Source organism: Pseudarthrobacter sp. TE9888 (genome assembly GCF_056279345.1).
Window position 1 is genome coordinate 130,852 of the sequence record NZ_JBWBRD010000002.1, and the last position, 13,174, is coordinate 144,025.

The 13,174-nt window shown below is 65.2% G+C and carries 11 protein-coding genes; 1 reads left to right on the forward strand and 10 read right to left on the reverse strand.

Annotated elements, in window-relative coordinates; translation table 11 throughout:
• Nucleotides 1-34: 34 nt before the first annotated feature.
• The 8 genes from mgrA to ACZ9J7_RS01115 form a co-directional block, all read right to left on the reverse strand.
• Entirely contained in the window at nt 35-1,075 is a 1,041-nt protein-coding gene (gene mgrA / locus ACZ9J7_RS01080; protein WP_476206331.1) for an L-glyceraldehyde 3-phosphate reductase, read from the reverse strand.
• Nucleotides 1,072-2,859, reverse strand: a complete 1,788-nt coding sequence (gene treZ / locus ACZ9J7_RS01085; protein ID WP_476206333.1) for a malto-oligosyltrehalose trehalohydrolase — start codon at nt 2,857-2,859, stop codon at nt 1,072-1,074. Before treZ ends, mgrA begins: the two co-directional genes overlap by 4 nt.
• On the reverse strand, nt 2,856-5,186 hold the full coding sequence (gene treY / locus ACZ9J7_RS01090) for a malto-oligosyltrehalose synthase (protein ID WP_476206335.1): 2,331 nt from the start codon (nt 5,184-5,186) through the stop codon (nt 2,856-2,858). Before treY ends, treZ begins: the two co-directional genes overlap by 4 nt.
• Nucleotides 5,183-7,441: a glycogen debranching protein GlgX gene (gene glgX / locus ACZ9J7_RS01095; RefSeq protein WP_476206337.1), complete on the reverse strand. Its 2,259-nt coding sequence runs from the start codon at nt 7,439-7,441 to the stop codon at nt 5,183-5,185. Before glgX ends, treY begins: the two co-directional genes overlap by 4 nt.
• Before the next feature lie 69 nt (nt 7,442-7,510).
• Complete coding sequence (locus ACZ9J7_RS01100) at nt 7,511-9,094, reverse strand: NAD(P)H-hydrate epimerase (RefSeq protein ID WP_476206339.1); 1,584 nt, start codon at nt 9,092-9,094, stop codon at nt 7,511-7,513.
• 15 nt (nt 9,095-9,109) lie between these two features.
• Complete coding sequence (locus tag ACZ9J7_RS01105; RefSeq protein ID WP_141159808.1) at nt 9,110-9,457, reverse strand: holo-ACP synthase; 348 nt, start codon at nt 9,455-9,457, stop codon at nt 9,110-9,112.
• A 397-nt stretch (nt 9,458-9,854) separates the two neighbouring features.
• Nucleotides 9,855-10,463, reverse strand: coding sequence for a hypothetical protein (locus ACZ9J7_RS01110; protein ID WP_476206143.1), 609 nt, complete (start codon nt 10,461-10,463; stop codon nt 9,855-9,857).
• A gap of 56 nt (nt 10,464-10,519) precedes the next feature.
• Entirely contained in the window at nt 10,520-11,131 is a 612-nt protein-coding gene (locus ACZ9J7_RS01115; protein ID WP_285245880.1) for an RNA polymerase sigma factor, read from the reverse strand.
• 224 nt (nt 11,132-11,355) lie between these two features.
• On the opposite strand from ACZ9J7_RS01115, the gene ACZ9J7_RS01120 reads away from it, so the two are divergent.
• Nucleotides 11,356-11,787 carry a DUF5956 family protein gene (locus tag ACZ9J7_RS01120; protein WP_476206145.1) on the forward strand — a complete coding sequence of 144 codons (432 nt, stop codon included), beginning with the start codon at nt 11,356-11,358 and terminating at the stop codon, nt 11,785-11,787.
• A gap of 44 nt (nt 11,788-11,831) precedes the next feature.
• On the opposite strand, the gene ACZ9J7_RS01125 is transcribed toward ACZ9J7_RS01120, so the two are convergent.
• Together ACZ9J7_RS01125 and ACZ9J7_RS01130 are read right to left on the reverse strand one after the other, a co-directional pair.
• On the reverse strand, nt 11,832-12,686 hold the full coding sequence (locus tag ACZ9J7_RS01125) for an IS3 family transposase (RefSeq protein WP_285245879.1): 855 nt from the start codon (nt 12,684-12,686) through the stop codon (nt 11,832-11,834).
• The gene (locus ACZ9J7_RS01130; RefSeq protein ID WP_476206153.1) at nt 12,683-13,087 is read right to left on the reverse strand and encodes a helix-turn-helix domain-containing protein; all 405 of its coding nucleotides are present in this window, start codon (nt 13,085-13,087) and stop codon (nt 12,683-12,685) included. The genes ACZ9J7_RS01125 and ACZ9J7_RS01130 overlap by 4 nt, the downstream gene beginning before the upstream one ends.
• Nucleotides 13,088-13,174: the final 87 nt, after the last annotated feature.

Consider the following 13,174-nt stretch of genomic DNA (forward strand, 5'->3'; position numbering starts at 1 on the left):
CCGCCGGTCCCGCTGTGTAATGAAAACAGGTGCCTTAGGCGTCCTGTTTCCAGAGGTTGATATCGGACTCAACCGCGAACTCGTCAATGGCAGTCAGTTCATCGCCGGAGAAGTCGAGGTTGTTGATAGCGGACAGGGTGTCCTCCAACTGCCGGACGCTCGAGGCGCCCACCAGTGCCGAGGTGACCGGTGAACCCTTGGGCTGGTCGCGCAGGATCCAGGCAATGGCCATCTGCGCGAGCGACTGCCCGCGGCCCTCGGCGATCTTCCGCAGTCCCCGGACCCGGTCCAGTTTCTCCTCCGTAATGGAGTCCTCGGAGAGGAACCGTGCCTTGGCCGCCCGGGAGTCCTCGGGGATCCCGTGAAGGTAGCGGTCCGTGAGCATCCCCTGTGCCAGGGGCGAGAAGGCGATGGACCCGGCGCCCACCTGGTCCAGTACCTCGTAAAGGTTGGGCGAACCGTCCTCGGTCCAGCGGTTCAACATGGAGTAGCTGGGCTGGTGGATCAGGAGGGGCGTACCGAGTTCCTTGAGGATGCGGGCGGCCTCCAGGGTCTGTTCGGGGGTGTACGAGGAAATCCCGGCGTACAGTGCCTTGCCGGACCGGACGGCGTAGTCAAGGGCGCCCATGGTTTCCTCCATGGGCGTCTCGGGGTCCGGGCGGTGGCTGTAGAAGATGTCCACGTAGTCCAGGCCCATCCGCTGCAGCGACTGGTCCAGGCTGGAGATCAGGTACTTGCGCGAACCCCATTCGCCGTAGGGGCCGGGCCACATGTAGTAGCCGGCCTTGGTGGAGATGACCAGTTCGTCGCGGTAGGGCTTGAAGTCGTCCCGCAGGTGCCGGCCGAAGTTCGTTTCCGCGGACCCGTCCGGAGGACCGTAGTTGTTGGCGAGGTCGAAGTGGTTGACGCCCAGGTCGAAGGCGCGGCGGAGGATGTCCCGCTGCTCTTCGAAGCGTTTGTCGTCGCCGAAGTTGTGCCAGAGTCCAAGGGAGATGGCCGGGAGTTTGAGCCCGCTTCGGCCCACCCGGCGGTAGGGCATGGTTTCGTAGCGGTTGTCCGCTGCTGCATAGGTCATGCGTTCTGTCCGTCCTGTTGGGTTGCGATGATCGCGGCACTCCAGGGCGCCATGGCCAGTGCCCCTCCGTCCAGCCCGGTTCCGTCGTCCGTAGCCAGCAGGACGCTGCCGGAACCGTCCAGCCGGACCTTGGCGTCGGAGAAGTTCACCAGCACTTCGACGGAACCGCGCCGGAACCGCAGCCACCCGGCGTCGTCGTCGAACGAAACGTCGGTGCCGTCAAAGCCAGGCCCGGCCAGGTCCGGGTGGGAACGGCGCAGCGCCGTCAGGGACCGGTACAGCTCCAGGAGCCGCGCGTGGTCACCCGTGCCAGCCTCGGCCCAGTCCAGCTTGGAGCGGCGGAAGGTTTCGGGGTCCTGGGGATCGGGCACGACGGCGGGATCCCACCCCATGCGTTCGAACTCCCGGATGCGCCCTTCCGCGGTGGCCTTGCCGAGCTCGGGTTCGGGGTGCGAGGTGAAGAACTGCCACGGTGTGGAGGCCCCGTACTCCTCGCCCATGAACAGCATGGGCGTGAACGGCGAGGTCAGCGTGAGCACCGCGGCCACGGCCAGCTGCCCGTAGGACAGCGACTGGGAGAGCCTGTCCCCCGTGGCCCGGTTGCCGATCTGGTCGTGGTTCTGGTTGCAGACCACCAGCGCCGCCGGGTGCACCAGCGAGGCGTTGATGGGGCGTCCGTGGTGCCGGCCGCGGAAGCTGGAGTAGCTGCCGTCGTGGAGGAACCCGTCCTTGAGGACCTTGGCCAACACTTCCAGGGAGTCGAAGTCGGAGTAATAGCCGGTGGTTTCGCCGCTGACGTTGACGTGGACCGCGTGGTGGAAGTCATCACTCCACTGCCCGGCCAGGCCGTACCCGTTGGTCTCCCGCGGGTAGATCAGGCGCGGGTTGTTCAGGTCCGATTCCGCGATGAGGGTCTTGGGCAGCCCGGTTTCGGCCGATATGGTGTCGCCCAGGGCCCCGAGGTCCTCGAGGATGTGCACGGCCCGCTCGTCCCGCAGCGCGTGCACGGCATCCAGGCGGAGCCCGTCCACGTGGTAGTCACGCAGCCACAGGGCGGCGTTGTCCAGGATGTATTCGCGCACCACGTCCGAGCCGGGGCCGTCCAGGTTCACGGAATCGCCCCAGGTGTTCGCGTCGCCCTGCTTCAGGTAGGGGCCGAACTTGGGGAGGTAGTTGCCGCTGGGTCCCAGGTGGTTGTACACCACGTCCTGGATGACCCCGAGTCCTGCCGCGTGGGCGGCATCGACGAACCGCTGGTAGGCAGCAGGGCCGCCGTAGCCTTCGTGCACGGCGTACCACTGGACGCCGTCGTAGCCCCAGTTGTGGGTGCCGTTGAAGCCGTTGACCGGCAGCAGTTCCACGAAGTCGATGCCCAGGTCCGCCAGGTAGTCCAGCTTCTCCGCGGCAGCATCAAGGGTGCCGTCAGGCGTGAAGGTGCCCACGTGCAGTTCGTAGATCACGGAACCCTGCAGGTCCTTGCCGCCCCAGCCGGAGTCCTGCCACGCGTAGGCGGCGGGATCGTAGGTCCGGGACTGTTCGTGCACGCCGGCGGGGAGCCGGCGCGACCGGGGATCCGGGGTGGGGGTGCTGTCCCCGTCCAGTAGGTAGCCATAGTCCACGTCGCCGTCGGCCGGGGCGTCGGGTGCGGTCCACCACCCCTCTGAGCCGGGCGCAGTCTCCTTCTTCCGCATGGGGTACTGCCGGCCGTCGGCCAGCAGGACCACCGAGGCAGCTTCCGGCGCCCACACATCGAAGCGCTCGGTTCCTGCGTTGACCAGGGTCATGCCTTTTCTCCATCCACGGGTACCAGCAGGGCCACGGGGTAGGTACCCAGCACCTCGGACACCGAAACCGGCCCCGGACCGTAGCTGGTACCGGTGAGTTCGTCGCGCATGGCAACGGAAAGCTCGACGGCGGTGTCCCGCCATCCGCCGGCGGCTTCCAGGCCGGCGGGAAGCCGGGTAGCCAGGGTCACCGCGCCGGACGACGCCGCCGACGTGCCACGGGAAAACGCGAGCAGGTGCCCGGCCGCCGCGCCAGTGGCGCCGAGCGGGGTGTAGCCCTGGAACAGCTCAGGCCTGTCCCGGCGAAGGCGCAGTGCCCGCGAGGTGACCAGCAGCTTGCTTGCTTCTGTGCCCGCGTCCGGCAACTCGCCGGCGTCGAGCTTGGCCAGCTCTGCCTGCCGTGCGGCGAAGTCCACGGGCCGGCGGTTGTCCGGGTCCGTCAGTGACCGTTCCCAGTACTCACTGCCCTGGTAGACGTCCGGCACGCCCGGCATGGTCAGCTGGACCAGCTTGGCGGACACCGAGTTGGTAGCCGAGTAGGCGTCGATGCGGGCCACGAAGTCCGCAACCACCTTGGCCACCTTGGCGTCGTCGAAGACCGCATCCACGGCAGCCTTGACCTTGGCCTCGAAGTCCTCGTTGGGCTCGGTCCACTTGGTGGAGTTGCCGGCCTCCCTGGCCGCCTTTTCCGCATAGCCCTGCAGCCGCTCCCGGCTGGCCGGCCACGCACCAACGATTGCCTGCCACAGCAGGTTCTCGTATGGTCCGTCCGGAATCGGCGCCAGTCCGCGGAGCGTCTCCAGCGTTTCCGCCCACTCCTGCGGCAGTTCGGCGATGACCGAGATCCGGGCCCGGGCATCCTCGCTGCGCTTGGTGTCGTGGGTGGACAGGGTGGTCATGGACAGCGGCAGTTCCTGTTGGCGCCGCTGCATGCGCTGGTGGAATTCCTCCGGCGCCACCGCGAACTCGGTGGGCTCGGCGCCCACCTCGGTCAGGGTGCCCAGGCGGGTGTAGCGGTAGAACGCCGTATCCTCCACGCCCTTGGCCATGACCATGCCGGAGGTCTGCTGGAAGCGGACGGCGATGGGATTGGCGGGGTCCAGCAGCAACGGCAGGAGGGTTCCCACTGCTACTTCCAGGTCCGGCCGGTGCGCCGCGGCGGACTCGCAGGCTTCCTTGAGGACGTCGGCTCCCACCGGCAGGTAGGACCGGTAGACCGGGAAGGACGCGATGATCTCGGCAATGGCGTCGGCCGCCTGGTCCACGGTGACGCCGTAGGACTCGGGGACCAGCCGGGCCAGGCGCAGAACCTCGGAGCGCAGGATGCCGTCGGCGATCATGCGCTTGGTGCCGCGGATCATCTCCGCGTAATCGGCGGGCTTGGACGATCCCCGCAGGGAAGCGTCCAGGGCGTCCAGGGCCTGCTGCCCGGCAGGGTCAACAAACACCCGGTCCACGTCCGCCAGTGCGTCGTAGCCGGTGGTGCCTTCGCAGGCGAAGTCCTGGGGCAGGACTTCGCCCGGCTCCAGGATCTTCTCCACCAGGACGTACGCACCGCCGCTGAGGTCCTTGAGCCAGCGGAGGTAGCCTGCGGGGTCAGCCAGACCATCCGGGTGGTCCACGCGGAGCCCATCCACCAGGCCATCGGTGAACCAGCGGCCCACCTCGGCATGGGCCTTCTCGAAAACTGACGGCTCTTCCACCCGGATGCCGGCCAAGGTGGTGACCGCAAAGAAACGCCGGTAGTTCAGCTCGGCATCGGCACGGCGCCAGTCCATGAGCTGGTAGTGCTGGCGGCTGTGGACGTCCTGCGGGGAGTCACCCTCGCTGTACGTGCCCTCGGCCAGCGGGAACCGGTGGTCGTAGTAGCGGAGCTCGCCATCCTTGACCTCGAGCTTGTCCAGGTCGGCGTCCGAGCCGAGCATCGGCAGCCGGACCTTTCCGCCGCCCAGGTCCCAGTCGACGTCGAACGCTTCGGCGTACGGCGACCCGCGGCCTTCCTTGAGCAGGGACCACCACCACGGGTTTTGCACCGGAGTGGCAACGCCCACGTGGTTGGGCACAATGTCCACCAGGACGCCCATGCCGTGTTCGCGGGCAGCCTTGGAGAGGGCCAGCAGGCCTTCCGGGCCGCCGCGGTCCGGGTCCACCGCGGAGGGGTCGGTCACGTCATAGCCGTGGTCCGAGCCCTTCTCCGCGGTGAGGATGGGCGAGAGGTACACCCAGTCCACGCCGAGGTCCTTCAGGTACGGGACCTTCTCGGCGGCGTCGAACAGGGTGAAGCTGCTGCGGATCTGAAGACGGTAAGTGGAGACCGGGGTCCTCATGCCTTGGCGTCCTCGTCGGCGCCCGTTGCCCTTGCCTCGCTCGCCTCCGCGGCCTTGGTCTGGGCCTCCACCATTTCCTCCTGGGCTTCCTCGTGCTCGGCCATGGAGGCCAGGGACGCGGCTGCCGAGGTGTCGACTTCGGCTTCGGGGCCGGAGTAGGCGCGCAGGACCACCATGGACTTCGCATCCAGCGTCAGGTTGGCCCCGGCCTTGAGCGGCTCGTAGGCGTCGGCCTGCGCGGCGGTGTCGATCAGGACCTCCCAGTACTGCGAGTACTCGTCGGACGGGACGCAGAAGTCCACCGCTTCGTCATGGGCGTTGAAGGCCATGAGGAAGCTGTCATCGGTGATCCTGCGGCCGCGCGAGTCCTGTTCCTGGATGCCGTCACCGTTGTAGAACACGCCGATGGTCCGGCCGAAGCCGCTCCCCCAGTCCTCCGGCAGCATTTCGGTGCCGTCGGTCTTGAGCCAGACGATGTCCGGCAGCTTCTCGCCTTCGCCACGGCGTACGGGGCGGCCGTCGAAGAAGCGGCTGCGGCGGAAGGTCGGGTGGTCGTGGCGGAGCTTGTTCACGAAGGCCGTGAACTCCACCAGCGGCTGGTCCATGGCTTCCCAGTGCACCCAGCTGAGCTCGGAGTCCTGGCAGTAGGTGTTGTTGTTGCCCTGCTGCGTCCGGCCCAGCTCGTCGCCGTGGAGCAGCATGGGGACGCCCTGGGAGAGCAGCAGCGTGGCGATGAAGTTCCGTTGCTGCCGGGCACGCAGGGTCAGCACCTTCTCGTCGTCGGTGTCCCCCTCCACGCCGCAGTTCCAGGAACGGTTGTGGGATTCGCCGTCGTTGTTGCCTTCGCCGTTGGCCTCGTTGTGCTTCTCGTTGTAGGAGACCAGGTCCCGCATGGTGAAGCCGTCGTGGGCGGTGACGAAGTTGATGGAGGCCACCGGGCGCCGGGCGGAGCTTTCGTACAGGTCCGCGGAGCCGGTCAGGCGGGACGCGAACTCGCCCAGGGTGGAGGGTTCGCCGCGCCAGAAGTCACGGACAGTGTCGCGGTACTTGCCGTTCCACTCCGTCCACTGCGGCGGGAAGTTGCCCACCTGGTAGCCGCCGGGCCCAACGTCCCACGGCTCGGCGATCAGCTTGACCTGGGAGACTACCGGGTCCTGCTGGATCAGTTCGAAGAAGGTTGAGAGCTTGTCCACGTCGTAGAACTCGCGGGCCAGGGTGGAGGCGAGGTCGAAGCGGAAGCCGTCCACGTGCATCTCGGTGACCCAGTAGCGCAGGGAATCCATCAGCAGCTGCAGGGAGTGCGGGTGGCGCACGTTCAGCGAGTTACCCGTGCCGGTGTAGTCCATGTAGTGCTTGAGGTCGTTGTCCACCAGGCGGTAGTAGGCCTGGTTGTCGATGCCCTTGAAGGACAGCGTGGGGCCCAGGTGGTTGCCTTCGGCCGTGTGGTTGTAGACGACGTCGAGGATCACTTCGATGCCGGCGCGGTGCAGGTCGCGGACCATGGCCTTGAATTCCTGGACCTGGTGCCCCACATCGCCCGTGGAGCTGTAGGTGTTCTGCGGCGCGAAGAAGCCGATGGTGTTGTAGCCCCAGTAGTTGTTGAGGCCCTTCTCTTCCAGGGTGCCGTCGTTGACGAACTGGTGCACTGGCATGAGCTCGATCGCGGTGACGCCGAGCTTCTTCATGTGGTCGATGACCGCGGGGTGCGAAACGCCGGCGTAGGTGCCGCGCTGCTCTTCGGGGATCTCAGGGTGCAGCTCGGTGAGGCCCTTGACGTGGGCTTCGTAGATCACCGATTCGTGGTACGGGATCTTCAGCTGGCGGTCGCCGTCCCATTCGAAGAACGGGTTGATGACCACACCGTGCATGGTGTGCGGTGCCGAGTCGGCGTCATTTTGCGAATCGGGGTCGCCGAATTCGTAGGAGAACAGCGCGGGATCCCAGTCGATCTGGCCCTGGATGGCCTTGGCGTACGGGTCCATCAGCAGCTTGTTCGGGTTGAAGCGGTTGCCGCCGGCGGGGTCGTACGGCCCGTGCACCCGGTAGCCGTACTTCTGGCCGGGCTGGATGTGGGGCAGGTAGCAGTGCCACACGTAGCCGTCCACCTCGGTCAGCTCGATCCGGGTCTCGGTCAAGTCATCGGCCAGGAGGCAGAGTTCAACCCGCTCCGCCCGTTCGCTGAACAGGGCGAAATTGGTGCCGGTGCCGTCAAAGGTAGCTCCCAGCGGGTAGGCAGTTCCAGGCCAGACTTCCATCGTGCTCCTCATTTATTGGTCAGCAGCAGACGGCATTGGAACGCCCCTGCTGCTGGTGCGAACTAATGCCTACCGTAGTGGTTGGCTGTGACTATTACGTTTCCAGGCTTCATAGTTACTAAGCATGCTGACTTTACCCCAGGTTTCGGGTAGGGCATCTGCAATTCCGCCAGCGGCGATCGGCCCGCCGGACGCCGCCTCCGATGCCGCCCTCCCGGCCCGGCCATGCAACGCGGCACCCAGCGCGGCGATGGCAGCCCACCGGCCGTCCCCTTCGATGCCCAGATCCTGGAAGGGCCCGACGTCGTCCCCTGCGTGGGCGAGCAACGCACCGATGACGCCGGCCAGCACATCCCCGCTGCCGGCGGTGGCGAGCCAGGGCGTGCCGTCCGCCTGGCTGAAGGTGGCGCCCCGCGGTGCAGCCACGAGCGTGGTGGCACCCTTGAGCAGGACGGTAGCCCCGGTGCGCTCCGCCGCGTTGCGCACGGCTGCCAGCGTTCCGGCCTCCACCGCCTCCCGGTCCTCCGGGTGGCCCAGCCGCTGGAACAACGACGCGAGTTCCCCGGCGTGCGGGGTCAGCACCACGTGCGGGGGCAGGATGGCGGGGAGCGCGGGCAGCGCACCGGCATCGGCCACCACCGGAAGATCGGACGCGATCGCGTCCCGCGCGCGGGTCAGTTGATCATGGTCGCCCGGTCCCAGACCGGAGCCCACCAGCCAGGCCTGCACGCGGTTTTCAGCCACCGTCCCGGTGCTGCAGACAACTTCCGGGCACGACTGGCGGACCAGGTCGGCCACCGACGGCGGCCCGAGGTACCTGACCATGCCCACACCCGCGGCCTGGGCTCCCCGGCAGGCGAGGACCGCAGCGCCGGGGTAGTCCTCGGAGCCGGCCACGACCCCCAGCACGCCGCGGGAGTACTTCTGGGCCCGCCGGGACGGGTGCGGCAGGAGGCGTGCCACGTCAGCGTCCTCGAGCCGGCGCAGGGATGGTTCCGGTAGGTGCTCCTCGATCCCGATGGGCACCACCAGCACCCGGCCCGCGTAGTCGGCCCCGGGGTCAGCCAGCAGGCCGTTTTTCGCTCCCCCGAACGTGACCGTCAGGTCGGCCGGCAGGACCGGCTCGGTGGCCTCGCCGGTGTCCGCGTCCACGCCGCTGGGAAGGTCGCAGGCCACCACAAGTCCGCGGCGGTGTGCGCCGGCGAGAGCCTCGATCAGGTCCGCGGCGCTCCCCCGCAGCCCGCCCTTGGCGCCGGTTCCCAGCACCGCATCGATCACGACGTCGGCGCGGGCGGCTTCGGCGGACAGCTCCGGAAGTTCCGCGTCGGTAAGGCGCCGCACCCGGCCGCCGGCGCGCTCAAATGCGGCCAGGCCTTCCGGATGGGCCGCGTCCCCGGTGAGCACCGCCGTCGTGCGCATTCCCCGGGTGGCCAGGAAGGCGCCGGCGAACAGGCCGTCACCGCCGTTGTTGCCCTTGCCTGCCAGCACCACCACACGGGCGCCGTTCAGGCGGCTGCTGCGTGCCTTGAGTTCATTGACGACGGCGTTGGCCAGGCCGTGCGCGGCGCGCTGCATGAGCACGTCCCCCAGCCCGGCGGCCAGAAGCGGCTCCTCGGCGGCCCGGACCTGCGTTCCGGTGTAGGCGCTGATCATGCGTCGGGGGCCTGGTCAGCCTTCGGCCAGGACCGTGGCTGTGGCGATGCCGCCGTCGTGGCTGATGGAGAGGTGCCAGCGCTTGACGCCCTTGGCCTCGGCAACGGCAAGGACGGTTCCCTTGACCTGGACGGTGGGCCCGTTGCTGTCGAGGCCGATCCAGCAGTCCTGCCAGTTCATGCCGGCGGGCGCACCGAGGACCTTGGCCACCGCTTCCTTGGCGGCGAACCGGGCGGCCAGGGACCGGGTGTTCAGTTCCCGTTCCGCGGGCACGAACAGACGGTCCCTCAGGCCCGGCGTCCGCTCCAGTTGCCGTCCGAACCGCTCGATGTCTACTACGTCTACCCCGATGCCAACGATCATGGGTGCCATTCTACGGTGGCGGTGGCGGCCGGAAGCCGGGCGCACGCCGGTCATTGGGGCTGTCCGCCATCAGCGGAAAAGCGTGACTTTCAGGCTGGTCGCGCGGAGCGCACCCTCGCACCAAAGGGCTTCCATGGCCGCGGCGGCCCAAAAGTCACGCAAACCCGTTCGGCCCCAAGCGTTAACGCAGAAGCCCCGGGCCGTACTGAACTGGTCCCCGGAAGTTGGACTCGTAAATGTGCGAGTTCCACTTTAACGGCTGGCGTCGGCTGTTCGAGGAAGTCCCCGTCCGAGTCGGACGGGGACTTCTTCCTTATACTCTTCCCCGTTTAGAGGTCCTTTAGGGCGCCGATGAACGTGGCAGGCTAGCTGCCTCTCGTGGCAAGCCTTGGCTGTATCAATTGTTGTTGCGGACGAGAAAGTTCGGCGCCTGTCGGCTCCAGCCGGCCTCGTTCTTCACTGATTCCAAGCTGCTCTCTGCAGCCGCAGGAACTACTAACCAACCTGCCTCAGTTCTATCCGGGGTCTCGATTTTGAGGCCGTAGGACTCGAAGCTCTTCAATAGTGTGCATCCCAGCGATTTGCTTTCCCCTCGGGCATCGACGGGAATCATGCAGATCGTCTTGCCGGCGGTGGCGCCATTTGTGATCTGTTCCGGGGCGGGGGCACCGTAGTACCTGATCGTTGCGCTGTGTCCCAGGAGCCTGGTCTGGGACGGGTCAATACCTGTATTGGCTAGAACCGGCAGGGCTCCGGCAGGCAGCTTATCCACTTCCTGCTGAGCCTTGGTCAGTGATTCGATGATTCTCGAAGCGTCTTCCGATCGGTCCTCGGGTGTTAGAGCCAGTGCCAACGCACCAAGAACTAACCCACCCGCGAGAGCGCCGGCGCCTACCCGCAGACCCAGTCGTTTCCGAGTACTTGCCGATGAATCTTGCGGCCGCAGGTGTTGAAAGTGGGACCGCTGACCCTGAGCACGCTCGCGGTTCTTTACTGCCTTCGGCATTTCTATTAGCTGCTGTCGGAGCGCATCACTGCGGTCAGTCTGGAACTGTTGTGATCTCACCATGTTCTCCCCTCGTGAAGTGAGTGATCATGACGTGGCTCAGGTGAATCCAGTTGCCCGTACAAGGCACCGAGCCTGGTCTTCGCGCGGTGCAGGCGGGATTTCACGGTTCCCTCTGCAACACCGAGGGCCACGGCGGCTTGCCGCAGGCTTAACCCCTCAATCACACACAAAGTGATGACGTCGCGATCCTGAAGCTTGAGGCGCGAGAAAGCATCCCGCAAAGTCCTGGCCTCCGACTCGCGCTCGGCAGCATCAACAACTTCATCGGCGATATCCGCCGTCAGGGCCGGTGGCGGAAGCTGTTCCAAGAAGGACCTGTAACGTCTTCGCTGCCGATTGTGATTCCGGATCGTGTTATTTGCCGTGACCAGTAGCCAGGCAACGATGCTGCCGTTGACGATGCGCACGTACTCCCGCCGGCGCCAGGCTTCATAGAAGACGATGGCCGTGATGTCCTCCGCAGTATGGGCCGATCCAACGACCCGCATTGCATGCGTGAGCACCCTGTCCCGATGACGATCGAAAAGGGCCCCGAATGCATCACCATCACCGTTTACCGCGAGCAGCCACAAGGCCTCATCCGTGTCATCTGATCCCCCACTCATACTTCATAGTGTCCGGATCATCGGAATGGTTCCATCTTTTTGTGAGAGAAGGTCCTAGTCCAGCTGTGCTGACTGACCGGGACTTACGCCGCGATCGGCTCTTTACAGAAGTGCCCGTCCCCCTTGGGACGGCCACTTCTTCGTTGCTCGGTGTCGGCCTGGCCAACTTCGATGTACTTTGAGTCTGTCTCTTAGTCTTCATTTGACCTAAAGGGTGTTTGCGCGTGTGGAACGACTTTTTGACAGTGCCATCACCAGCCGGATTCGTCTTACTTCCTGAGAACGGGTGGGAAGCGCTGGTACTCGCCGTCGCTGGCCCTGGCTGTGGTGTCCGCAGTCCCAGACGCAGTGTTCAAAAGGTGCTTCCAGTTGTTGTGACAACCGCAGGCTCCACGACGACGACCAGGAGCGTCCCTTTCACGGATCAGGACCAAGAGATTATTGACGATTTTCTCGATGAGTACCTTGTGGCAGCGGGGTTTGAGCCTCGGCCGAGGGGCTATGACTGGTACTTGCGGTTGCCCAATGGAATCGCGTCTTTAGACGAACTAAGCGTTCTCCTCAACGCCGCTCTGGCTGCGGAAGATGCTGGCGGTCATCCATCCCAAGTCCGTTCTGTGTTTGAAAGAGTTATCGCGAAGCTTTATACGCAGTGAGGGTCCCTATGCGAAGCATCCCGTTCAAGTGTGCTGAAAAGGACCTATGCCGCAAGCATCTGAGCACGATACTGTACTGGGCTCCTGCCCTTCAGCTTGGTTGAAATTCTCTCTTCGTTATACCAGCGGATGTATTCGTGCAGTGCTGCTGTTAGGGCTTCGGTGTTGAGGAATCGGACACGGTGGAAGAGTTCTTCCTTGAGGTGTCCGAAGAAGTTTTCCATCACGGCGTTGTCATAGCAGTTGGCTTTGCGGGACATTGATTGGACTGCGCCGGCGTTCGCCAAGAGGCCCCGCCACGAGATGTGCTGGTACTGGAACCCCTGATCCGAATGCACGAGGGGTTGCTGCCCAGGATCCAAGCATGTCAGGGCTGCACGCAGTGAACTGTTAGTCAGATCCAGGTTCGGGGATGTGCTGATGCTGTGGGCAATAATCTGCCGGTCGAATAGGTCCATTACCGGCGAGAGGTAGAGCTTGCGGTCTCCGACACTGAACTCTGTCACGTCAGTTACCCACTTCTGGTTTGGGGCAGCGGCGTCAAACTTCCTGTTCAGGAGGTTGGGAGCAATGATGCCCGCCTCGCCTTGGTAGGAGTTGTAGCGCTTCCTGCGTCGGACTCTGCAGAACAGGCCGAGTGTTCGCATCAACTTCAGCACGGTCTTCTTTGCAACTGCCCAGCCGAGATTGAGCAGTTCACTGTGCACACGCCGGTGCCCGTATCGGCCATGGTTCTTCTTGAAGATGTCCCTGATCGAGGCCTTGAGCTCCTCTTGCGGGTCAGGGGCTTGGAGGCGCGCCTGGTGATAGAAAAACGTGGATCGTGCAAGGCCTGAGACCTGAAGAAGAAGCGGAAGCGGGAAGTCAGCCTTGAGGGCGATGAGGGCCTGGACCTTCACCTTTGTTTTTGACCCCTCAAGGCTCGCAATTTTCCCAGATATGCGACTTCGGCCCGCAGGCGTTCGTTCTCCCGCCGTAGCCGTTCTAGCTCGGATACTTCTGCAGGCGGTGGGGAGTCGGGCTTCCGGGGTCTGCCCTTGGGCTTGGGGCGTAAGGCGTCCACGCCTTCACGACGGTAGGTACGCACCCACGACTTGAGAAGCACGGCCGAAGATAAGCCGGCCTCTTCCGCCAAGGCCGGTGCAGTCTCGCCAGCAAGGAACCGTTTCACCAGGGCGAGCTTGAATTCGAACGTGTACGACTGAGCAGGCTTCGTCACCAGCGCACCTTGACCATGGATCCTCCACCGCCGATACAGCCTCTTAACAGGCCCACTAGACTCACGAGACACACCCAGCATGGTGGCTGTCGCCGTGTAAGCGAGGCCTTTCTCAAACCACGCTACAGCCGTTGCGCGCTGATCGGCCGACAAAGAACTACTTGAACG

What these genes read in the sequence shown, in the direction of transcription:
- mgrA (WP_476206331.1), bottom strand. Translation starts at nt 1,075, where the DNA reads ATGACCTATGCAGCAGCGGACAACCGCTACGAAACCATGCCCTACCGC.
- treZ (WP_476206333.1), bottom strand. Translation starts at nt 2,859, where the DNA reads ATGACCCTGGTCAACGCAGGAACCGAGCGCTTCGATGTGTGGGCGCCG.
- treY (WP_476206335.1), bottom strand. Translation starts at nt 5,186, where the DNA reads ATGAGGACCCCGGTCTCCACTTACCGTCTTCAGATCCGCAGCAGCTTC.
- glgX (WP_476206337.1), bottom strand. Translation starts at nt 7,441, where the DNA reads ATGGAAGTCTGGCCTGGAACTGCCTACCCGCTGGGAGCTACCTTTGAC.
- ACZ9J7_RS01100 (WP_476206339.1), bottom strand. Translation starts at nt 9,094, where the DNA reads ATGATCAGCGCCTACACCGGAACGCAGGTCCGGGCCGCCGAGGAGCCG.
- ACZ9J7_RS01105 (WP_141159808.1), bottom strand. Translation starts at nt 9,457, where the DNA reads ATGATCGTTGGCATCGGGGTAGACGTAGTAGACATCGAGCGGTTCGGA.
- ACZ9J7_RS01110 (WP_476206143.1), bottom strand. Translation starts at nt 10,463, where the DNA reads ATGCCGAAGGCAGTAAAGAACCGCGAGCGTGCTCAGGGTCAGCGGTCC.
- ACZ9J7_RS01115 (WP_285245880.1), bottom strand. Translation starts at nt 11,131, where the DNA reads ATGAGTGGGGGATCAGATGACACGGATGAGGCCTTGTGGCTGCTCGCG.
- ACZ9J7_RS01130 (WP_476206153.1), bottom strand. Translation starts at nt 13,087, where the DNA reads ATGCTGGGTGTGTCTCGTGAGTCTAGTGGGCCTGTTAAGAGGCTGTAT.